Here is a 20,277-nt window from a genome sequence, read left to right on the forward strand (position 1 = left end):
CCCACAAGTCGGCGGCGTCTCACCACCTGATCTAAACCTACCGTTCCTCTCCCCGCGCTGGCGCGGGAGATTATTCGGCGGGCTTGAGCACCTCGTTGGTGAAACCCTCGAGTCGGGCCAGCAGGCCGGCTCCACGGGTGGTGACCATTTCGGCGGGGTTGGGTTGCATCTGCGACGGCGGCGGCAGGATGCGGATGAGCGTGGAGCACGCCAGGTCGGAGCAGATGTACGTGCCGACGGTGTTGCCGTCCCGGCCGGCCTGACCGGCCTTCGGCACGCTGAACAGACTCACCTGGTGCGCCGGCTGTTGGGTGCGGCACAGGGAGCAGAATGCCGACATCGACCGGCCCGGCCCGCGGGTCGCGGCCCTGAGCACCATGCCAAGCGGCGCGTCTCCCCGCCAGAAGACGATGTACCCACGCTGCGGTGATTGTGGGTCACGCCAGCCCAGATACTCGCGTTCTTCCCAGATGGTCTCGTGCAACCCGGGAAGCGGCATCCGGGCGATCTCGTCGGCGGTGGCGTTCACCATGGAGCCCCGGATCTCGTCAGCAGATAGCGGTTTCATGATCTCCCTCCGATAATCCGTATAGCGTAGCCGAGCCCTCCCGGAGCCTCAACGGCAGCGCCACCGGCGCGTTGAACGGCCGGGGGCGACGGTAGGTGGCAACGCCGGCCGGTTAGGCGATGGCGCGCAGACCCTCGATCAGCGGAGTGGTGGGCCGGCCGATGAGCGTGGCCAGTTCGGTGGAGCCGCCGGCCAGCAGGCCGTCGCGGGTGTTGCCGTCGAGGGCGACGACGAAGCCAACGGTGCCGCCATCGAGGCCGGCGCCGGTGAGGATCGCGGTGTGCTCTTCGGGACTGACGGAGGAGAAGACCACGGGGCGACCGACCACCTCGGTGAGGGCCTCGGCCATGTCGGTGCCGGTCCAGGCCACGTCGCCGGCGAGCTCGTAGACGGCGTTGTCGTGACCGGGGGTGGTGAGCACGACGGCGGCCGCCTCGGCGTAGTCGGTGCGCGAGGCGCTGGCGACCCGGCCGTCTCCGGCGCTGGTGAGGTAGACGCCGTTCTCGCGGGCCTGCACGATCGCGGCAGTGTAGTTCTCGGTGTACCAGCCGTTGCGCAGGATGGTGAAGGGAACTCCGGCGGCCTGCAGGGCTTCTTCGGTCGCCTTGTGCTCCGGCGCGAGGATGAGCGCTGACGTGGTGGCGGCGGGTGCGCTGGTGTAGACGATGTGGCGAACCCCGGCGGCGACCGCCGCGGTGATGGCGTTGGTGTGCTGCGCGACTCGCTGGCCGACCTCGCTGCCGGAGACGAGCATCAACTGGTCGGCGCCGGCGCCGGCGAACGCGGCGGCCAGGCTGGCCGGGCTGGAGTAGTCGATGACGGCGGTGGCCACGCCGGTCGCGGCAAGGTGGGCCAGGCGGGCGGTGTTGCGGCCCACGGCGGTGATTTCGGCGGGTGCGACACCGCGGTTGATGAGGTGCTCGACGATGAGGTTGCCGAGTTGGCCGGTTGCTCCGGTGACGACGATAGACATGGGGTTTCCCTTCGTGGCGCGCATGTGTGCGCCTTCGAAGTGGTGTAACCAGCCTATTCGGCCAATACTTCCCAACCGAAGGTACCCACCTTTTGGTAAGCTACTGTCATGAGCGCATCCCTGTTGGCCCCCGCAGTCTCGGTAACGCCAGAAAGTGCCCTGCGTGACCGGCTCGCCCGATTGGTGGGCGATGCAACACCGGCCGACGGCGACGCACCCGCTGCCAACGTTTTCGCGGCCGGCTGCGCCAGCCGGGTGGTGCTCGACCACGTCACCAGCAAATGGGGTGTCCTGGTGATCGTGGCCCTCTCAGAGACCAGCCTGCGTTGGGGCGAACTGCGCCGCGGCATCGAAGGCATCAGCGAGAAGATGCTCGCCCAGACCCTGCGCACCCTCGAGGCGGACGGGCTCGTGCACCGGGAGGCGCAGCCCACCATTCCGCCCCGGGTGGACTACAGCCTCACCGCGCGCGGGCATGAACTCGCCGACAACCTGCTGCCCCTGGTGCGCTGGGTGGGAGCGAATGCCGCGGGTATCGTCGGCGGCCGCTGACGAAACCGGTCAGAAGTCAGGCAGGAACTGAAGCCAGGCCGCCCGGCGATCTCCGCGCGGGTCTGACTCCACGCGGTCCGCTTCGTCGAAGATCAGGGTGAGCCGGTCCCGTTCGCTATAGGCCGGCCAGCCGGGGCCGACACTGCCCGTGGCGGCGAATCGCAGCCAGTGCGCGCGCATGCGCTCGCCGGTGCGCAGAAAGCTCTGCCGGCCGCCGAGGGCTGACAGCGTGCGCAATTGCCGGTCGGACCCGGACGCGAAAAGAGCGAGCAGTTCGAGACCGTGCGTGGCGTCGTAGCCGAGCAGGTGCAGGAGCCGCGGTGCTGAGTCGAACCGGTAGAGGTAGACCGGCGCCGACCGGGAGTGCAACTCGGCTACCCGAACGCTCGGATACCAGAACGCGTAGTCACCGCCGAAGTCGAGCTCGGCGTGTGCGGGGGGAAGCGCGGAGTACACCACCCGCATGTCTCGGTGCGAGTCTGGTGGGGCTTCGTCGAAGAGCGACTGGATGCGCCGGGTGGACCGGGGCAGGATGTCCGCGCGTCCTCGGAAGATCGAGCCCTCCCGGTCGTTGGTTCCGATGATCAGCGGCACCTTGTGCGCGCGGCCGTGGCGAAGCGCGTCGATCGGGCGCTCAGGCAGGAACTCTCCGTCGACGACCGGCGCGAGGCAGTACCGGCCGGGGTCGACATCCGGTGTGCGCCGCTGTAGCACCTGGGTGGCGCGTACCAGGGCGGGCCATGGCGCCGTGGTGAGCACTTCGGCGGCGGGCCGCCGCCCGCCGGCCAACTCCGGTGGGCCGCTCTGCCGAAGCACGTCGACGAATTCGGCGGCCCACCGCCCGGCCAGCGCCGGCGAATAGGCCGCATTGGAGGGTGGGCTCTGCGCAATCGCCCGGGCAAAGAGCCCACCGCCAGCCGGAGTTGCCAGCAACGTCACCACCGCGTTGCCGCCGGCGGACTCCCCGAACACGGTGACATTGTCGGGATCGCCGCCGAAGGCGCGGATGTTGTCATGCACCCACTGCAGGGCAGCGACCTGGTCGCGGAGGCCCAGGTTGCTGTCGAAGCTGCGGTTCAGAGTGGCGAACCGGCTGAAGTGCAGGTAGCCCAGGGCCCCGAGCCGATAGTTGAAGCTGACGTACACCACCCTGCCGGTGCGCACGAAGGTCTCGCCGCGCCCGCTGAACTCCTGCGAGGAACCGGTGGCATAGCCGCCGCCATGGATGAACACCATCACCGGCAGATTGTGGGCGGCGGGATCGACTGCTGCCGGACGCTGCACGTTGAGATTGAGGCAGTCCTCGCCCATGCGGATGCGCCGATCCCCGCTCGTGACCTGGCGGCCGCGGTGTTGCGGGGCGATCTGGCCGAACTGGCGGGCATCGCGCGTGCCCTCCCAGGGCTGCACCGGCTGGGGCGCACGGAAGCGCAGCGGTCCTACCGGCGGTGCAGCGTACGGAATGCCACGCCAGATCGCCATGCCGTCGGCGCTGAAGCCACGCACGGTACCGCCGGCGATCTGGACGTCACCGGGCCAGGCTGCCACCGGGTCGGAGCGCACCAACGGATTCGGATTCTGCTCAGGTACCGGCTCGTAATCCGGCGGAGGGCCGAGCATGATGTCTCCCTCCTCTGGCGGTTGCGCGTCGTTCGGCGCCCGGTGGTCGTTGTCCTAGCGGTATTCCGGATTCGGCTCGAACCCGAACCTTTCGCCGGCGTCCCAGTCTTCGCGCAGGTTGCCGTAGGCGGGAATTCCGCGGTTGGCCTTCAGGATCGCGGCCAGATGCATGAGGTTCCAGGTCATGAACGTGGTGTTGCGGTTCGTGAAGTCGTTCTCCGGGCCGCCAGAGCCCGCATCCAGGTAGCTGGGGCCGGGGCCGATCTCACCGATCCAGCCGGAATCCGCTGCGGGCGGGATCGTGTAGCCGATGTGTTGCAGGCTGTAGAGCAGGTTGGATGCGCAGTGCTTCACGCCGTCTTCGTTGCCCGTGATGATGGCGCCGCCCACCTTGCCGTAGTAGACGTACTGCCCCTTTTCATTGAATTCGCCCGACATTGCGTACAGCCGTTCGACGATGCGTTTAGTGACCGAGCTGTTGTCTCCGAGCCAGATCGGCCCGGCGATCACGAGGATGTCGGCGGCGGCGACTTTGTCGAACAGCGCCGGCCAGGCATCCGTGGCCCACCCGTGCTCGGTCATGTCGGGGTACACGCCGGTGGCGATGTCGCGGTCGATGGCGCGGATGACCTCGACGTGCACGCCCTGTTCCCGCATGAGGTGGGCGCTGAGGGTGATGATGCCCTGCGTGTTGCTGATTTCCGGGCTGCGCTTCAGCGTGCAGTTGATGAACAGGGCACGCAGTCCCTGATAGTCGAACGACGCCTGGGTGTTCCTGCCGGGTTCTGCCATGCGGGCAGTCAAGCACCGGCCCTCGGGCTCGTCTAGCCCGGCGCGGATGCCCAGAGCGCTCATTCCGTTCAGTTACGGACTTCCGCCCCTCGTTTCCAGAACGAAGGGGGGAAGTCCGTAAATGAAAGGTCTCAGCGCTTAGGGGGCGGGGGTGGGCGCCAGCGTGCGCGCGGGGCGTGGGGCGAAGCGGCGGGCCAGGAACAGCACCGGAATGAGCAGGGCCATCGGCAGCAGGAAAGCGTGGGCGAGGCCGGTGGAGTCCGCGAGCAGCCCCACCAGCACGGCGCCGAGCACGGCACCGGCGTAGTTGAACAGATTGACCCTGGCGATCACCTCGTCGCTGCGCGCTTCGTGCAGCTCGCCGGCGGCACTGAACGCCAGCGGTACGAGGGCGCCGACGCCGAAGCCGGCCAGGGTGAAGCCGGCCACGGCCGCCCACGTCGCGGGCACGGAGGCCACGACGAGACAGCCGAGGATCGCCAGCACCGTGGTGACCACGGCCAGCACCACCCGGCCGAACCGGCGCACCAGCCGGTCGGCGCCGATGCGGGTGACCAGGATGGCGGCCTGATAGGCGGCGTAGCCGAGCGGGGCGATGGCGGCGCCGGTGAGCAGCACGTCGTGCAGGTAGACGGTGCTCCAGGTGCTCACCGCGGAGTCCACCACGAACGCGGCCAGCACCACCGTGCCGAACAGGGCGATGCCGCGGTGCGGCAGCTTGCCGTGCGGGGCGGCATCCGGGGCCGGGGCCAGCCGGGTGAGCCGGGGGTCGAAGCCACGCACCCCGAGCCCGGCCACGAGCAGGGCGACGATCGCGCCCACCACCAGGGCGATGCTCGCGTTGGCCGCGGTGCCGGCGACGGCCGACATCAACAGGGCTCCTGCAATGGCCGCGCCGGTGTACCAGGCGAAGAAACCCGCCATCACCGAGACGCCGACGCGCTGTTGCACCAGCACGCCCTGCATGGCGCCGGCGGCATCGACGATGCCGAGTCCTGCGCCGTAGATCGCGAACGCGGCGATGAAGGCCGGCAGGCCCACCGGGCTGGCGATCAACGGCAGCGCAACGGCCTCGAGCAGCAGCCCCACCACCAGCGCCACCCGGCTGCCCCAGCGGAGAGCCAGCCGGTCGGCCAGCAGGGAGCCACCCGCCGCCGCGACACAGACCAGGAGCACGATGAGCGACACGACGGTGTCGTCGATGCCGTGTCGGGTCTTGAGGTTGGGCAGCGAGGTGACCACCACCGCGTAACCGAATCCCTGTGCCGCGTAGCTGGCGCTCACCGCCACCCGGGATCGCCGGACGCCGGTGGCCGGCGGGATGCTCAGGGGTGCGCTCATCGGGTCAGCTCCAGTTCGGGGTGGGAGGACCGCACGATGCCGAATGCTTCGTGGGCGATCTCGAGAGTGCGGGTGATGTCGGCGGAAGTGAGGGCGGCGTTGATGAAATGGTTGTGGTGCGAGGTGAGGAACACTCCGCGCCGCACACATTCGGCCACCCATTCCTGGTGCAGCATGAGCGAGTCGTCGTCGGCGATGCGCAGGTAGAACAGGGCGGGTGCCCCGGAGGCTATCAGCGTGAAGCCGTGTTCGGCTGCTGCCGAGGTGAGGCCGGTGGTGAGTTCGGTGCCGAGGCGCTGGAACTGGGTCGGCGCATCCAGTTGTTTGAGCTTGGTGAGGGTGGCGATCCCGGCGGCGAACGGCACCGCGCTCATCCAGTAGCTGCCGGTGTAGCTCAGGCTGCTCACGGTGTCTTTCAGCGATTCCCGGCCGCAGAGCGCCGAGACGTTGTAGCCGTTGGCGAGGGCCTTGCAGAAGCAGATCAGGTCGGCCTTGAAACCGAAGTAGTGGTCGGAGCCGGCCAGGTCGAGCCGGAACCCGGCGCGCACGTCGTCGACGATGAGCACCACCCCGTGTGCGTCGCAGAGGGCCCGCACCGCCTGCCAGTAGCCCGCCTCCGGCAGGGTGTTGTCGGTGAAGTTGCCGTGCATGTAGGGCTGGGCGATGAGGCCGGCGATGCTGCCGCGGTGCTCGCTGAACAGGCGCTCCAGGGCGGGCAGGTCGTTGAAGTCGACGTAGAGGTTGTTCGCCACCTCTTCCTCGAGCACTCCGGGGTAGTCGAGCTTCTGGGTCCACGGGGCGACTCCGTGGTAGAAACCGTTGATGAAGACGATCTTCTTGCGCCGGGTGGCGGCCCGGGCGGTCATCACCGCGAGAGTGGTGGCGTCCCCGCCGTTCTTGGCGAAGAAGGCCCAGTCGGCGCTCGCCACGGTGTCCACGAGCAGCTCGGCGAAGTCCACCATGATGGCGGATGGGATCGTGACCACATCTTCGAGCTTGGCTTGCCTGGCGGCCGCGGCGTCGACATCCGGATCGCGGTAGCCGAGCACGTTGGGCCCGTAGCCGCACATGTAGTCGATGTACTCGTTGTCGTCGAGGTCCCAGAACCGGCTGCCCTCCGCGCGGGAGGAGAACAGCGGGAACGAGGTCTGCGGAATGTAGCAGCCCTCGGTGGGCCCCTGGTGGCCGTAGATGCCGGACGGGATGACGCTGAGCGCGCGGTCGAACGCGGCGCGGCTTTTCTCGAAGGTGTAGGGGGTGGTGGGCGCGGTGCGCGGGGGAACGAGGCTCATGGTTCTTACTTTCCGAGGTAGTGACCGACGCGGTCGAGGATGCGATTGACGTTGTCGACCATGGAGATGACGCCGCGCATGGCCAGGCGGCCGTCGCTGATGCAGGCGACGGCGCTGAGGTCGCCGGCCAGAATGCCGCCGGTGACCTCGAGGGTGGAGAAGGTGAGGGCGCCGCGCGGGTGCGGTGACGGGGCGGCGACGAAGGTGGCGTGGTGATCGCGCAATTGCAGGTGGTACGCGAGGGTGCCCGTCACCTCGAGGGCGACGTCGCCGTCGGGAATGTGGTGCGCGCTGAACCGGCCGCTGCGGTCTTCATTGGCCACCTGGGCGAGGGCGGCTGCCGCGACGTGCAGGGTGAGGACGGTGCTGGTCTCGCGGAACTCCGGATCGGCCAGATCCGCCTCGCTCGGCTGCAGGTAGCGGCCGAGCAGGTCGGTGAGCGGCGCGAAGACGCCGGTGAGGAAGCGCAGCCGCGTGGGCGCGGCCAGCGGGATCGGTTGGGCGGCGCCGTCGATCATGCGGTTGAAGTGCGCGACCGAGGTGAAGACCAGGGTGACCAACGGCGCCTTGGGCTCACGATTCCAGCGCACGCCGGTGGCGTCGAAGGTGAGCACGGCCCGTGGCAGGCCGGGCACGACGAAGCGGATGCCCACCGGCGTGAGGGTGCTGGCGAGCAGGGCGCGAGCCGCCGGCACCCGTTCGACCAGCACTGGCAGGGTGCCGAGGACGGCAAAGAGGTTGATGTGCGCCTGGACGCGTGGGTCGGTGTCAATCAGCACGGGGCTGCTCCTTGCGGGACATGTGGGCGATCGGGGAGGGTGCGGTGAGGTCTGCGGCGGCCGGCCGGGCGAGCCGGGCGAGCGCATCCGCGGCGAAAATGACGGTGTCCCGGGCTGCCGCGGTGTCGCGGTCGGCGAGCCAGGTGCTGGTGACGCCGTCGGTGATGGTGACCAGCAATCGGGCAGCCCGGTGCAGCGGCACCGACCATTCCATGCCGCAGGCGGATGCGGCGAGGTCGAGGCTGTGCGCGGCAGCGCGGTAGTACGCGCGGTACTGTCCGGACGCCTGGGGGGTCGGGGTGTTCTGCCGCATGGCGTACAGGCTCAATTCCAGCAGGGCCTGCTCGCGCTGGGGATCGGCAACGAGAAGGTCGAGGTAGCGGTCGAGCCCGTGTCGGAGGGTGGTTGCGAGGTCGGTGCCGCCGTCCGCGGCGTGGGGCAGGGCGGAGAGTGCGGCGTCGTGCTCTTCGTCGGTGATGGTGTCGATGACCGCGGCGATGAGGTCGTCTCGGGAGTCGAAGGCGTAGTGGAAGCTGCCCAGGGGCATGCCGGCCTCAGCGACGATCGCGCGGGTGGTGGCGGCGGCCAGGCCCGAGCGGGCGATGACCCGCACGGCCGCGCCGATCAGTTCGGTACGGCGATCGGCGAGGGGAAGGCGGGTCATGGGGCTCCGTCGGGGCTGCGGGGACGAGGTCGGGCGGGCCGGTCGGATCAGGGCGCTCACGCGGTGAGCCGGGCGGACACGAGCAGGGCCAGGCGCGACGGTGCGAGCCGGGCGAAGATCGCCGTGGCCCGGTTGCGGGCACCCACCACCAGCGACGGCGGGGAGTTGCGGCGGGCCAGGGCGGCGAAGGCGGCATCCACCACCTCGTTCGCCGTGAGCGTCGGCCCCACCTTGAACCGGTCGGAGCCGGCCGCGGCGAAGAACTCGGTCTCGGTCGGGCCGGGCGCGAGGGCGAGCACCTGTAGTGAGGTGCCCCTGGATTCCTGCCAGATGGCTTCGGTGAGGGCGGTGACGTAGGCCTTGGTGGCTGCATACACCGCGATGTTCGGCAGGGGTTGGTAGGCCGCGGTGCTCGACACGTTGAGCAACAAGCCGGCGGGGGAATGCAGCAGCTGCGGCAGCAGCAGCAGGGTGAGTTGGGTGAGCGCCAGCACGTTCACCTGCACCTCGTCGGTGACCCGGTCGAGGTCCTCGGCGGCGAACGGCCCCGCGGTGCCGAAGCCGGCGCTGTTGATCAGGGCGTCCACCCGCACACCGCGATCGCTGAGCCGGTCGAACAATGCCTGGGCTGCTCCGGGCAGGCTGAGGTCTTGCGCGAAGACCGCGGTCGTTGTGCCGTGCGCGGCCTGCAGTTCCCTCGCGAGAGCGTCGAGCCGATCGCGGCGGCGTGCGACGACGACCAGATCGTCCCCCCGGGCGGCGAAGCGCCGGGCGAAGGTGAGGCCGAGGCCGGAACTGGCTCCGGTGATGAGCACGGTGCGGCGGGGAACTGCGGTGGGCACGGAGAATCTCCAGTGGGTCATTTGACTTGGACAGTTGTCCAACTAGCTCAATCTCCTCTACCGACCGGGCATTCGCAACCGCAGGAGCAGAGCTTTACCCGCCCGAAACACAACCGTTCGCGGGCGGAAACCCTGGCGGCTGATTGCTTCGTGAGCGGCCGCAAAACCTGCCCGAAACATCCGCCTCGTACGCTGGGTTCTCGGCCACCGCGCGGTGCGGTGCCGGTTGAGAGGACGACCCCATGCAGACCGAATTCACCCTGTCCCTGCCGCCTTGGCTGCTGGCGGCGCTACCGACTCTGCCGACGGTGCTGGCCACGGTCGACGAGCGGATGGCGTTGGTGAACGCCCTCGCGGCCCAGAACTATCGGGAGGGAAACGGTGGCCCGTTCGCCGCCCTCGTGGTGGATACGGGCACGGGGGAAGTGGTGTCGATGGGGGTGAACGTGGTGCTCTCCTCTGGGGTCGCCGGCGCGCACGCCGAGGTCATGGCCCTCGGGCTGGCGCAACGCGCCACCGGGTCGTGGGACCTCGGTGCGGACCCGGAGCGTCCACTGGAGCTGGTAGTCAACTGGCGGCCGTGCGTGATGTGTTACGGCGCAACGATGTGGTCGGGGGTGCGCCGCCTGGTGGTGGCGGGCTCCGGCGCCGAGCTGGAGGAACTCACCGGCTTCGACGAAGGACCGATGCGGGAGGACTGGGCAGAACAGTTCGAGGCCAGGGGCATCTCCGTGGTGCAGGGCGTCGGGCGGACCGAGGCACTGCAGGTATTCCGGGATTACGGTCAAGCCGATGCGCTGGTGTACAACGCCCGCGGCGGCGCCAGCTGAACTCAGAGCATTGGCGTGCGGGCATGCCGCTGACCGGCCGCCGAGGGGGGTCCGGCGGCCGGTCAGGGGCCGATTCGGTGTGACGGTCTAGCGCTCGTTCGGGTCGAGGCTGAGCGCCTGACGACGGCGCAGGCCGAGCAGGAGGAACAGACCTACCAGGATCGGAAGCACGGCGATCGCCAACAGGAGTGCCGGGTTCGCGCCGGTGCTAGCCAGCTCGGTAGGCAGGCTGGCTGATGCCGAGCCGGACACTCCGGCAGTCGCACCCGATGCGGTCGGGCTCGACGGAACAGGAATCACCGTGGCGGGCGGGGACGTCCGGTTGACCGGGGCGACCGGCGTGACGGGGACTACCGGGGTTACGGGAGTGACGGGCGTAACAGGGGTAACGGGGGTGACCGGGGTGACTGGCGTCACCGGCGTCACCGGCGTGACCGGGGTGACCGGAACCGTAGGTGTCGTTCCTGTTGTCGTGGAGTCGCCGATCACGGAGACCGCGTTGCCGGCCACCGTGACCGGGATCAGCAGGTCGATGATCGCCTGGGTGCCGCCGAGGATGCTGTCGCCTCCACCGGTGGTTGCACCCGTGCCTGAGGTCCCGGTGCCGGGAACTGTGGTCGTGGCATCGGTGCTGGTGCTGTCCCCGATGACGGAGATGGCGTTGCCGCTGGCGGTCACGGGTGCAGCGGCGTCGATGACGGCTTGGGTGCCGCCGAGGACGCTGTCGGTTCCATCAGTGTCCGCGGCACCCGGTGTGCTCGTGCCGGATGTCCCGGTCGAGGGGACCGGGGTGGTGACATCAGTGCTGGTGCTGTCTCCGATGACGGAGATGGCATTGCCGCTGACGGTGACCGGCAGGACGGCATCCAGGTCAACCTGAGAGCCCGAGAGCAGCCCGTCGGTTCCGTCTGTGGTGGCGCCGTCAGGCGCGCCCGAGTCGGTGCTTTCTGACGGGGCGACCGTGCTGTCGGTGCTGTTGGAGTCTCCGATGACGGAGATGGCGTTGCCGCTGACGGTCACGGGTGCGGCGGCGTCAATAACGGCTTGGGTGCCGCTGAGGACGCTGTCGGTTCCGTCTGTGCTGGCGGCAGGCGGTGCAGGCGGTGCAGGCGGTGCAGCCGGTGCGGCCGGCTCGGCGGCCGGAGCGACCGTGCTGTCGGTGCTGTTGGAGTCTCCGACGACGGAGATCGCGTTACCGCTGACGGTGACCGGTAGGACGGCGTCGTTGACGGTTTGGGTGCCACCGAGGACGCTGTCGCCTCCGTCGGTGCTGGGCGCGGCGGGTGCGGGTGTCGCGGGATCGGCCGGAATCGCGGTCGCGGCATCCGCACTGCTCGAGTCTCCGACCAGGGAGATCGAGTTGCCCGACACGGTCACGGGAAGAACGGCGTCAACGACCGCCTGGGTGCCCGACACGATTCCTTCTGTGCCGGATGTTTCGGGTGCTTCTGCGGCGTTGGCGACGCCGGCGCCGATGGCCGAGAGGCCCCCGACGATGAGGGCGCAGTAGAGGCCCTTTTTGACGAACGAGAACATGGTCATACTCCCTTAGATGAATGATGGTGTGCTCCCTGTTGGGAGACTGTGGTCGCGGTCTGCATGGATTCAGCAGCGCGACCCATCAATCAGGAGTGGATCCGGGGTCGAACGAAGGGGTGATCGGGAGTTCGCCGCTGGAGGTCATTGACGATGAGAAGCGAACCTCGGGTGCGGGCAGCAGCCCGAACGGCGTGGTGGTTGCGTGCAGGGGACCGTTGCCGGTACCGGAACTGCCGGTCGCGCCGCCGGCCGGCGCGGGCAGCGCCGAGGGGGAGAGCGGGGACCCGAACGGTGCGAGCGGTGCGGTTGGGTCGGTGGAGCCGGCCAGGGTAGGGATGGCTGCGGTCGCCGGTGGGGCGCTAGCGATGGCGGCACTCGGGACGGCGAATGCGGGTGCCGGCTCAGCCGACAGATCGGCATCCACCGGAACCGGCTTCACGACCGGAGAAGAGGTCGGAGTGACTACCGGGGAGCCGGCGCCTGGTGTGGCGGGCGTCTCGACCTCGGGCACTACAACGGGGCCGGTGACTGGTGGCACCACGGCATCGACAATGGGAGCAACCACCTCGTCGACGGGTGTGACCACACCATCGACAACAGGGCTGACGAGGCCGTCGACCACTGGGGTTACGACGGTGTCGACGATCGGCGTGACCACGTCGTCGACGATGGGCGTCACGACGACGCCGGCCACGGGAGCCACGACGTCTTCGACCACCGGCGTTACGACGGTGTCCAGCACCGGGGCCACGACTTGGTCGACAACCGGCGCGATCACCGGCTGCACCACGGGTTCGACAACCTCGGCCACGACCGGTTTGACCACGGCTTCAACGACGGGAACCGCGGCAACGACCTCGGTGACCGTGGTGTCGACCGTGTCCAGGACCTCGGTGACCTGCGCGGCTTCGCGCACCGGCTCCGGCGCGGAAACCAGCCCGGTCACGGTGTCCACGTGGCCGTCGACGGTGTCGATCACCGGCGCCGTTGCGCCCAGGATCCCGCCGAGAAGCGAATCGTCGGTACTTGCCGGGCTGGATGACTGCAGGGTCGCGGCGGACGCCGACGAGGGCGCGGCCAGAATGTTGAACGCCAGCCAAGCCAGGGCTGCGATGAGGGCGGCGAGGAGGATGCGCGCCGGCGAAATGATGTGCATCTGCTGCGGTCGATCCACGCCATCCACCCCCTTTGGTGTGCGTTGTCTGAACGCCAGACAAGCACATGGTCGCGGAAAAGTCCACGAATTGTGCACAATCCGAGCGCGAATCGCCGAACCTGCCCCAGTCGGACGAGCCGGCGGTTTGACCCCCGATCTTCCCGCGCTCCCTCGATCGGAGTTAACTAGCCGGGTGACTTCCAGCCAGCGGCGCATCCTGATTGTGGCGATCCTGTCGTCTTTCGTGGCCTTCCTCGACGGGTCGATCATCAACGTCGCGCTGCCGGCCATTTCCCGCGAGCTCGGTGGCGGGCTCGCCCTGCAGCAGTGGGTGGTCGACGGCTACCTGCTCAGCCTCGGTGCGTTGATCCTGGTAGCAGGGTCGCTTTCCGACACCTTCGGCCGGGTGCGCGTGCTCAGGGTGGGGCTCATCCTGTTCGGCCTCACCTCGCTCGCCTGCGGGTTCGCCCCAACCGGGGTGTTCCTGGTCGTTGCGCGGCTGCTACAGGGGGTGGCGGCGGCGCTGCTGGTGCCGAGTTCGCTGGCCCTGATCACCGCGAACTTCACCGGCGTGCCGCAGGGCAAGGCCATCGGTATCTGGACCGGATGGACCGGTGTCGCCGGCATCGCCGGCCCCTTGCTCGGCGGCCTCCTGGTGGACTCCTACAGTTGGCGCCTGGTGTTCTTCATCAACGTGATCCCGATTGCGCTCACCCTGGTGCTATTGCGTCGGGTGGCCGAACCGAGCCGCCCCGCCGATGGGGCCAGGGTCGATGTCATCGGCGCCGTCCTCGCGGTGGTGGGCCTGGGTGGGCCGGTCTTTGCCCTGATCGAACAAGGCCGGTTCGGATGGGGGAGCCCCGTCGTCTTCCTGCCGTTGACGATCGGTCTTGTCGCGTTCGCGGCGTTCATCTGGTGGGAAGCCAGGGCCCCGCACCCGATGATGCCGCTGGGCCTGTTCCGTGTGCGCAACTTCGCCGTGGGAAATCTCGCCACCGTCGGCATCTACGCCGCGCTCAACCTCGGCTTCTTCCTCTTTGCCCTCTACCTGCAGGAGGTCGGCGGATTCTCCGCCACCCTCGCGGGACTGGCCGGCATCCCGGCGACCGTGATGATGCTGCTCTTCGCGACGCTGTTCGGCACGCTCGCGGGCAAGTACGGGCCCCGGCTATTCATGACCGTCGGGCCGTTCGTGGCCGGCAGCGGGTTCCTGTTGCTGCTTACCGCGGTGCCGCCGGTGGACTTCTGGCTGCACGTGCTGCCCGGCATCGTGTTGGTGGGTCTGGGCCTGTCGATCACCGTGGCGCCGCTCACCTCGGCCGTGCTCGGCTCGATCCACCCCGGCCAGGCCGGCATCGGCTCGGCCATCAACAACGCCGTCGCCCGGGTGGCCGGCCTGGTGGCCATCGCCATGACCGGCACCATCGTCGGATCCGCCCTCGACGTCGCGGGTTACCAGCGGGCGATGGTGGTCGTGGCCGCGCTGATGTTCGCCGGCGGAATCATCTCCTGGCTGGGCATCCGCACGGTGGTGGCCCGGCCGGATGTCGCCGCCCCGGCCTTGGGCGAGGCGGTGTGACATGGAGCATCCGTTGGTGTTCGACGAACCGGATGCAGCCCTCGAGCGCCTGCGGACCCTGTGCTTGGGCTTTCCCGAGGCAGTCGAGGTTCTGGCGTGGGGCCGACCCACCTTTCGGGCCGGCAAGAAGATCTTCATCACCGCCGGGTCGAGCATGGACCGGCCGCACAGCATCGTGTTCAAGCCAGACCCCGAAGAACGCAGGGCCCTCGTGCAGGATTCCCGCTTCTTCGTGCCGCCCTATTTTGGGCCTGCGGGCTGGCTCGCGATCGACTTCGGCGCACCCGACACCGATTGGGTCGAACTGGCCGAACTGGTGGAAACGTCGTATCGGCAAGTGGCGCTCAAGCGGCAACTCCGGGAGCTCGACGCCGGCCGACCGGCTCGCGCACAAGACGGCTCCGAATAAATGCTATAGTTTCTAAGTTGTCTTCGAGCGTAACGCTCCAGAAGTCACCACTGCGCCCGTAGCTCAACGGATAGAGCATCTGACTACGGATCAGAAGGTTGGGGGTTCGAATCCCTTCGGGCGCACAGAAGTAAGAGCCAATAAAACCCCGCGATCCCACAGATCGCGGGGTTTTTTGCATGCCGCCCCGTCCACGCGCCCTGTCCATGCGAACTGTTCCCCGTGCGGACAATAGCGCCCGGCGCACCGGTCGCAGATATCCCATTCGGACGCAGAACTGCGGCAGTCGGCCCGGATCAGGCGAGCTGATGCGCCAGCTCGCCGAGCACGCCCGCCAGGCGACGGGCGAAGTGCGGAGGAACGTTCTCGGGTAGGGCGGCCACCGGCCACCAGGCCACGTCGTCGCTCTCGTCGCTGGCGACCGGAGCCGCTTCTGGCCGGGCGGTAGCGGCGAAGCCCACGTCCCAGTGCGCTTGACAGGCGAAACCGCCGCCAAGGGCGTGCCGGTCGACGTCGACGATGCCGGCGCCGAGCGGCGTGAGGTCGGGGATGCCGCATTCCTCGCGGGCCTCCCGGTAGGCCGCCGCAGCGACCGAGACATCCGCCGCCTCGACATGCCCGCCCAGCTGCACCCAGAACTGCCCCTTCTTGTGGAAGCAGAGCAAGACCTGCGCGAGATCGGGCGTGAAAACGAAGCAGCTCCCGGTCACGTGTTCCGGCCCGCCGTTGCGGTCGAGGGCGGCCGCCGGCGCCGCGGCAATGAAGCCGAGGTAGTCGTTCCGCAGAGCCGCCTGACTGGCGCTCACCGGCTGCCACTCTGCGAGCCGGGCGCTGAGGTCGGTCGCGGCCGGGGACGGCGGTGTGGCGAGGGGTGTAACAGGAGGTGGCGTGGGGGGTGCGGCGGTCATGAGTCGAGGGTATCCGTTGCCAACTGTGCCCCGTGCGGACAAACGGTGCCAGTGCGCCGGCCGCAGAAGTCCGCATCGGCAACAGTTGCACGCGGCGCGCGCGACGAAACCTGGTCACGGCGACCCATGCCGCGGCGTTCACCCGCAACGTGTCCGTCACCGTGCGGCGATGACCGCCGGCGCGGCCGGCTCAGTGTGAGTGTTCGATCACGAAGTCGGTGCCGGGGAACACCAGGGAGTCGTGCCCGTCGTCGAAGGTGACGAGGTAGGGCGGCTCGCCGTCCTGTCCGCGCACCTCACGCACGGTGCCGTGCCGATCGGGTGTCGAGTCGGTCTTGCCCCGAATGATGATGCGATCGTTCTCTGTGGCATGCATGACATATACCTCCTGCGGGGCAGGTTACGCCCGCCGCAGCCCGCTGCCCAGTGTCCAGCGAGGAGGTCCCGTCGCCCCAGGTGCACGTATGCCCGGATGCCCGGGAGGCCCGCACCCGTGCCCAAACTGAGATAACCTTAGTTTCGTTGTGCTCGCCGAGGATGCCGGGCGCACGCGTGAAATCGCACACATTGCACCGGTTGGTTCGCGGCTGAATCACCGCCATTGGCCCCGGTGCTTCCCGGATTCTCAGCCAGCAACGTTCGGGTCGCTCGGCTGAGAAGGCAATCCTGCAAGGGAGTGCCACGGCGGGGCGAGGGGTAGGGCCCTTGCTCCGCCGCTATTTCGTGGTTTCGCCCAGGCGCAGACGGTCGCAGAGGGCGGTCAGCTGCTCCAGCTCGTCGGTGCTCAGGCTGTCACCCACGCGGTCGGTGATTGAGACCATGTGGTCCACGGCCACCCGCCGGAACAGGGCGTAGCCGGAATCCGTTAATTCGACGATGGCGCCGCGGCCGTCGTCCGGGTCGGGGTGCTTGTGTAGGTAGCCGCGCGAGGTCAGCCGGTCGACCAGACGGCTCACACTGGGCTGGGTGAGCAGAACGTGCTTGTTCAGGTCGCGCAGCCGGATGCTCCGATTGGGCTGCCGGGACAGGTTGAACATCACGTCGTATTCGTTCATGGAAATCTCGCGGGACGGAAAGTCCTCGGCCAGGCTGCGCATGATGGCGACCTGGGCGCGAAACAGCGACTCCCATGCGCTGACGGCCACCGCTCGATCGACCATGTTGCCTCCTCACCCTGCCCCGGGCATTCTGTCTTCAAGAGTATGGGACTCACGGAGTGTCCCGCGGCAGCCTAGCCCGATGAAGGCACAATCCGATCCGGATTGGGGCCGCGCGGGAGCCGGGTGCGGCCTATAGTGCGCGTATGGATGCTGTGTCGGGGCCCACCCGAACCGTTGCCGTGGTGATCAACCCGACCAAGTTCGACGATCTCGCCGGCCAGAAGGCCGCCGTCGCCGGCTTCGCCCGGCAGGCCGGATGGGCCGAGCCGGTGTGGTGGGAGACCGACCGGGCAGATTCCGGCGTGTCCGCGGCACAGTCCGCCCTGGCCGAGACGCCAGACCTGGTCTGCGCCATGGGCGGCGACGGCACGGTTCGGGCGGTGGCCAGCGTGCTGCGCGGCACCGCTGTCCCGTTCGGCCTCCTCCCCGGCGGCACCGGGAACCTGTTCGCCCGCAACCTCGGCATCCCGGTGGACTCGCCGGCTGACGCCCTCGAAATCGCGTTTTTCGGCCAGAATCGTGCCATCGACGTGGGTCTGGCGACCTTCGATGACGGCATCGAGCGGGTCTTCGTGGTGATGGGCGGGGTGGGCCTCGACGCCGACATCATGGCGCAGACCGACGACGGTCTGAAGAAGCGGATGGGCTGGGGAGCGTATGTCGTCGCCGGCGGCGCGACCATGTTCCGGGAGGGCTTCGGGGTGAATCTGTCGGTTGACGGTTCCGACAGCGAAACCCACGAGTGCCTGATGGTGCTGGCCTGCAACTGCAGTTCGGTGGTGGCCAATATCGAGCTCGCCACCGGCGCGCTGTTGGATGACGGCCGGCTCGACCTGGTGCTGTTGCGCCCCAATATCGTGGCCGGATGGGTCGGCGTGGCCATCGACCTGGCCGCGCGCATCCGCAACGGCGCCGGGTCCCTGCAGCAGGTGTCGGGTCGGGAGAGCCGGTTCGAGCTTGACCGCCCGGTTCGGGCGGAGATCGACGGCGATCCGCTGGGGGAGACCCGGTCCGGCAGCTTCCGCGTGGACCCGGGCGCGCTGATCATGCGGTTGCCGGTGCCGGCTACGTTCAGCTCGGTCAGGAACCGCCCAGCTGGGCCGCCCACTTCGTAAGCAGCAGCTCGAGCTGCTCGCGTTCGGCGGCGCTCAAGCCGCTCAGGAGGCGCTCCTCATTGTGCATGTGCTCCTCGAACGCGAGATCGATGGTGCGCAGACCCTGTTCCGTGAGGGCGACAACCCGGCCGCGGCCATCCGTGTCGCTCACTCGCCGCGTGGCCAGCCCCTGCTTGATCAGCCGATCGATGCGCTTGGTCATGGCACCGGTGGTGACCATGGTGTGCTCGGCCAGCTCGCCGGGAGTGCGCTCGAACGGTGCGCCCGCGCGGCGGAGCGCGGCGAGCACGTCGAAATCTCCCTCGCCCAGGCCGTGCTTGCGAAACACGACCGTCAACTCTGCGGTCAGGGCGGCACCGACCCGGTGCAGCCGACCGATGACCCCCTGCGGGCTCACATCGAGGTCGGGGCGCTCCCTGGCCCATTCCTGCTGGATCTGGCTCACACGATCGACGGCTGCGCTCATCTTACGAGCATATCCCTTCCGCGGAAGCTATAGTAGCTTCCATGGAAGCTAGTGTGAAGTGGGTGCTGGTCACCGCTATCGCCCCGATCGCCTGGGGCTCGACCTATTTTGTGACTCGGGAGTTCCTGCCGCCCGACTATCCCCTCTACGGTGCGGTGTTTCGCGCACTGCCGGCGGGTCTGTTGCTTCTCCTGCTGGCCCGGGCGCGGCCGCGGGGGTCGTGGTGGTGGAAGGCGGCAGTGCTGGGCACCCTCAATGTGGGCCTCTTCTTCGTATTGCTGTACCTGGCGGCGCAGCTGTTGCCGTCGAGCCTGGCCTCGACCGTGATGGCGGTCTCTCCCGTGGTGCTCATCCTGCTCGCCTGGCTGCTGCTGGGGGAGCGCCCACGACCGCACGCGATCATCGGGGCGACGGTGGGAATTACGGGGGTGGGCCTGATGCTGCTCACCGGGGCCGGGCCCGTGAATCCGCTCGGAGTGCTGGCATCGGTCGCGGCCATGCTCTCGTCTGCGGTCGGCTTCGTGCTCACCAAACGGTGGGCGCCGAGCGGGAGCGTTCTGGCTCTCACATCCTGGCAACTGATCGCCGGCGGCCTGCTGGTGCTGCCGGTGGCCGTGGCCCATGAGGGCGCGCCACCCGCCCTCACAGGAACTGAGCTGGCCGGATTCGGCTATGTCAGCCTTGTCGCGACCGCGGTGGCGTTCACCGCCTGGTTCGCCGGACTCCAGCACCTGCCGGCGGCTACGGTCGGATTGACCGGCCTGCTCAACCCCGTAGCCGGGGTGCTGCTCGGGGTCGTCGTTGCCGGTGAGGGGCTCGGCGCCCGGCAATTGGCCGGGTTGTCCCTGGTGCTCGTGGGCATGGTCGTGGGCCAGCGCGGCATCGCCCGGCCGAAGCGGCGGACCGTGACCGCCGCACGCCGAGGGTGGGGATAGCCCCACCCGGAGACGGGTGCCACCTTGCTGGTGAGGCCCGGCAGGCTTCCGTAGCGTCGAAGACAACGAAGTCACGTCGGGTTCTCTCTGAGCGGGCGGCTTCCTGACAGATCGGAATCCTGGTGGAGGCGCTCAACGAACTCGTCGTTTCCTGGGCGCAATCCCCCTTCGTGCTCCTGGCAGTGATGGTGGTCGTGCTTATCGACGGCATCTTTCCGCCGATGCCGAGCGAGGCCGTCGTGGTGGCACTGGCGTCGATCGGACTGGCCACCGGGTCCCCGAGTCCATGGACGGTGTTGCTGGCAGCGACCGTCGGCTCGTTCCTCGGCGACAACCTCGCGTTCTCGATCGGCCGACGAGTAGATCTCGCCCGCTTCCGGTGGACTCGAGGCCCACGCGCCATGGCACTTCTCGCCCGGGCGCGGGTCGCGCTCGACCGCCGTGGTGCGTCGGTCATTCTCACGGCCCGGTTCGTGCCGGTCGGCCGCGTGGCGGTCAATGTGATGGCCGGTTCCACCGGGTTCTCGCGGCGCCGGTTCGTGTTGCTCAGCGCCGTTTCCGCCGCGGCGTGGGCCGGCTACTCGGTCGCGGTCGGTATGGTGGCCGGGGCGTGGCTGCAGGACCAGCCCGTGCTCGGCGCCCTCGTCGCGGTCGTGCTGGCGCTCGGCTGCGGGGCGGTCATCGACTGGGCGCTGCGGCGCAGCCGTCGTCTGCGCAGGCCGGTGCTGAGCGCCGCCGCGTGACCCGCCGGCCGGTG

22 protein-coding genes and 1 tRNA gene are annotated in these 20,277 nt (G+C 68.8%); 8 read left to right on the top strand and 15 right to left on the bottom strand.

The genetic code is table 11. The annotated features are described in order from the left end of the window. Positions 1-70 precede the first annotated feature (70 nt). Together CTB96_RS07905 and CTB96_RS07910 are read right to left on the bottom strand one after the other, a co-directional pair. Positions 71-568 carry an FBP domain-containing protein gene (locus CTB96_RS07905; RefSeq protein WP_110126385.1) on the bottom strand — a complete coding sequence of 166 codons (498 nt, stop codon included), beginning with the start codon at positions 566-568 and terminating at the stop codon, positions 71-73. A gap of 112 nt (positions 569-680) precedes the next feature. After that, complete coding sequence (locus CTB96_RS07910; RefSeq protein WP_110126386.1) at positions 681-1,541, bottom strand: SDR family oxidoreductase; 861 nt, start codon at positions 1,539-1,541, stop codon at positions 681-683. A 108-nt stretch (positions 1,542-1,649) separates the two neighbouring features. Here CTB96_RS07910 and CTB96_RS07915 point away from each other — a divergent pair, with 108 nt between their 5' ends. Next, positions 1,650-2,093 carry a winged helix-turn-helix transcriptional regulator gene (locus tag CTB96_RS07915; protein ID WP_110126387.1) on the top strand — a complete coding sequence of 148 codons (444 nt, stop codon included), beginning with the start codon at positions 1,650-1,652 and terminating at the stop codon, positions 2,091-2,093. Positions 2,094-2,102: 9 nt separating this feature from the next. On the opposite strand, the gene CTB96_RS07920 is transcribed toward CTB96_RS07915, so the two are convergent. From CTB96_RS07920 to CTB96_RS07950, 7 genes are all read right to left on the bottom strand, one after another. After that, positions 2,103-3,713, bottom strand: a complete 1,611-nt coding sequence (locus CTB96_RS07920) for a carboxylesterase/lipase family protein (protein WP_110126388.1) — start codon at positions 3,711-3,713, stop codon at positions 2,103-2,105. 54 nt (positions 3,714-3,767) lie between these two features. Then, complete coding sequence (locus CTB96_RS07925) at positions 3,768-4,505, bottom strand: flavodoxin family protein (protein WP_110126389.1); 738 nt, start codon at positions 4,503-4,505, stop codon at positions 3,768-3,770. Between the two features lie 138 nt (positions 4,506-4,643). Then, positions 4,644-5,846: an MFS transporter gene (locus CTB96_RS07930; protein WP_110126390.1), complete on the bottom strand. Its 1,203-nt coding sequence runs from the start codon at positions 5,844-5,846 to the stop codon at positions 4,644-4,646. After that, positions 5,843-7,138: an aminotransferase class III-fold pyridoxal phosphate-dependent enzyme gene (locus CTB96_RS07935; RefSeq protein ID WP_110126391.1), complete on the bottom strand. Its 1,296-nt coding sequence runs from the start codon at positions 7,136-7,138 to the stop codon at positions 5,843-5,845. The genes CTB96_RS07930 and CTB96_RS07935 overlap by 4 nt, the downstream gene beginning before the upstream one ends. A 5-nt stretch (positions 7,139-7,143) precedes the next feature. Further along, on the bottom strand, positions 7,144-7,917 hold the full coding sequence (locus CTB96_RS07940) for a hypothetical protein (RefSeq protein ID WP_110126392.1): 774 nt from the start codon (positions 7,915-7,917) through the stop codon (positions 7,144-7,146). Further along, positions 7,907-8,581 (bottom strand): TetR/AcrR family transcriptional regulator, encoded by a 675-nt coding sequence (locus CTB96_RS07945; RefSeq protein ID WP_110126393.1) that lies wholly within the window; start codon positions 8,579-8,581, stop codon positions 7,907-7,909. Before CTB96_RS07945 ends, CTB96_RS07940 begins: the two co-directional genes overlap by 11 nt. A gap of 56 nt (positions 8,582-8,637) precedes the next feature. Then, complete coding sequence (locus CTB96_RS07950) at positions 8,638-9,444, bottom strand: SDR family NAD(P)-dependent oxidoreductase (protein WP_110126394.1); 807 nt, start codon at positions 9,442-9,444, stop codon at positions 8,638-8,640. Positions 9,445-9,665: 221 nt separating this feature from the next. On the opposite strand from CTB96_RS07950, the gene CTB96_RS07955 reads away from it, so the two are divergent. Continuing rightward, the gene (locus CTB96_RS07955) at positions 9,666-10,253 is read left to right on the top strand and encodes a nucleoside deaminase (protein ID WP_110126395.1); all 588 of its coding nucleotides are present in this window, start codon (positions 9,666-9,668) and stop codon (positions 10,251-10,253) included. Positions 10,254-10,340: 87 nt separating this feature from the next. Here the strand turns inward: CTB96_RS07955 and CTB96_RS07960 are convergent, their stop codons facing one another. Next, positions 10,341-11,789: a chaplin family protein gene (locus CTB96_RS07960; RefSeq protein ID WP_110126430.1), complete on the bottom strand. Its 1,449-nt coding sequence runs from the start codon at positions 11,787-11,789 to the stop codon at positions 10,341-10,343. Positions 11,790-11,874: 85 nt separating this feature from the next. After that, on the bottom strand, positions 11,875-12,966 hold the full coding sequence (locus CTB96_RS20320; protein WP_181397191.1) for a hypothetical protein: 1,092 nt from the start codon (positions 12,964-12,966) through the stop codon (positions 11,875-11,877). A 175-nt stretch (positions 12,967-13,141) separates the two neighbouring features. On the opposite strand from CTB96_RS20320, the gene CTB96_RS07970 reads away from it, so the two are divergent. The 3 genes from CTB96_RS07970 (at position 13,142) to CTB96_RS07980 (ending at position 15,061) form a co-directional block, all read left to right on the top strand. Continuing rightward, the gene (locus CTB96_RS07970; protein WP_248283276.1) at positions 13,142-14,527 is read left to right on the top strand and encodes a DHA2 family efflux MFS transporter permease subunit; all 1,386 of its coding nucleotides are present in this window, start codon (positions 13,142-13,144) and stop codon (positions 14,525-14,527) included. Position 14,528: 1 nt separating this feature from the next. Further along, positions 14,529-14,936 carry an MmcQ/YjbR family DNA-binding protein gene (locus tag CTB96_RS07975; protein ID WP_110126397.1) on the top strand — a complete coding sequence of 136 codons (408 nt, stop codon included), beginning with the start codon at positions 14,529-14,531 and terminating at the stop codon, positions 14,934-14,936. Positions 14,937-14,988: 52 nt separating this feature from the next. After that, positions 14,989-15,061, top strand: a tRNA-Arg gene (locus CTB96_RS07980). A gap of 171 nt (positions 15,062-15,232) precedes the next feature. Here CTB96_RS07980 and CTB96_RS07985 read toward each other — a convergent pair. From CTB96_RS07985 to CTB96_RS07995, 3 genes are all read right to left on the bottom strand, one after another. Continuing rightward, positions 15,233-15,844, bottom strand: coding sequence for an NUDIX domain-containing protein (locus CTB96_RS07985; protein ID WP_110126398.1), 612 nt, complete (start codon positions 15,842-15,844; stop codon positions 15,233-15,235). A 190-nt stretch (positions 15,845-16,034) separates the two neighbouring features. After that, on the bottom strand, positions 16,035-16,220 hold the full coding sequence (locus tag CTB96_RS07990) for a DUF1918 domain-containing protein (protein ID WP_110126399.1): 186 nt from the start codon (positions 16,218-16,220) through the stop codon (positions 16,035-16,037). Positions 16,221-16,560: 340 nt separating this feature from the next. Beyond that, positions 16,561-17,004 (bottom strand): MarR family winged helix-turn-helix transcriptional regulator, encoded by a 444-nt coding sequence (locus CTB96_RS07995; protein ID WP_110126400.1) that lies wholly within the window; start codon positions 17,002-17,004, stop codon positions 16,561-16,563. Between the two features lie 143 nt (positions 17,005-17,147). Between CTB96_RS07995 and CTB96_RS08000 the strand changes: the two genes are divergently transcribed. Next, positions 17,148-18,119, top strand: coding sequence for a diacylglycerol/lipid kinase family protein (locus CTB96_RS08000; protein ID WP_110126401.1), 972 nt, complete (start codon positions 17,148-17,150; stop codon positions 18,117-18,119). On the opposite strand, the gene CTB96_RS08005 is transcribed toward CTB96_RS08000, so the two are convergent. Next, on the bottom strand, positions 18,085-18,585 hold the full coding sequence (locus CTB96_RS08005) for a MarR family winged helix-turn-helix transcriptional regulator (RefSeq protein WP_110126402.1): 501 nt from the start codon (positions 18,583-18,585) through the stop codon (positions 18,085-18,087). The two genes, CTB96_RS08000 and CTB96_RS08005, sit on opposite strands and share 35 nt — an antisense overlap. Before the next feature lie 41 nt (positions 18,586-18,626). Between CTB96_RS08005 and CTB96_RS08010 the strand changes: the two genes are divergently transcribed. Both CTB96_RS08010 and CTB96_RS08015 read left to right on the top strand, forming a co-directional pair. After that, positions 18,627-19,520, top strand: coding sequence for a DMT family transporter (locus CTB96_RS08010; protein WP_110126403.1), 894 nt, complete (start codon positions 18,627-18,629; stop codon positions 19,518-19,520). 122 nt (positions 19,521-19,642) lie between these two features. Continuing rightward, positions 19,643-20,263 (top strand): DedA family protein, encoded by a 621-nt coding sequence (locus tag CTB96_RS08015; protein WP_110126404.1) that lies wholly within the window; start codon positions 19,643-19,645, stop codon positions 20,261-20,263. Positions 20,264-20,277: the final 14 nt, after the last annotated feature.

This window comes from Cryobacterium arcticum (genome assembly GCF_003185895.1).
Classification (GTDB): domain Bacteria; phylum Actinomycetota; class Actinomycetes; order Actinomycetales; family Microbacteriaceae; genus Cryobacterium; species Cryobacterium arcticum.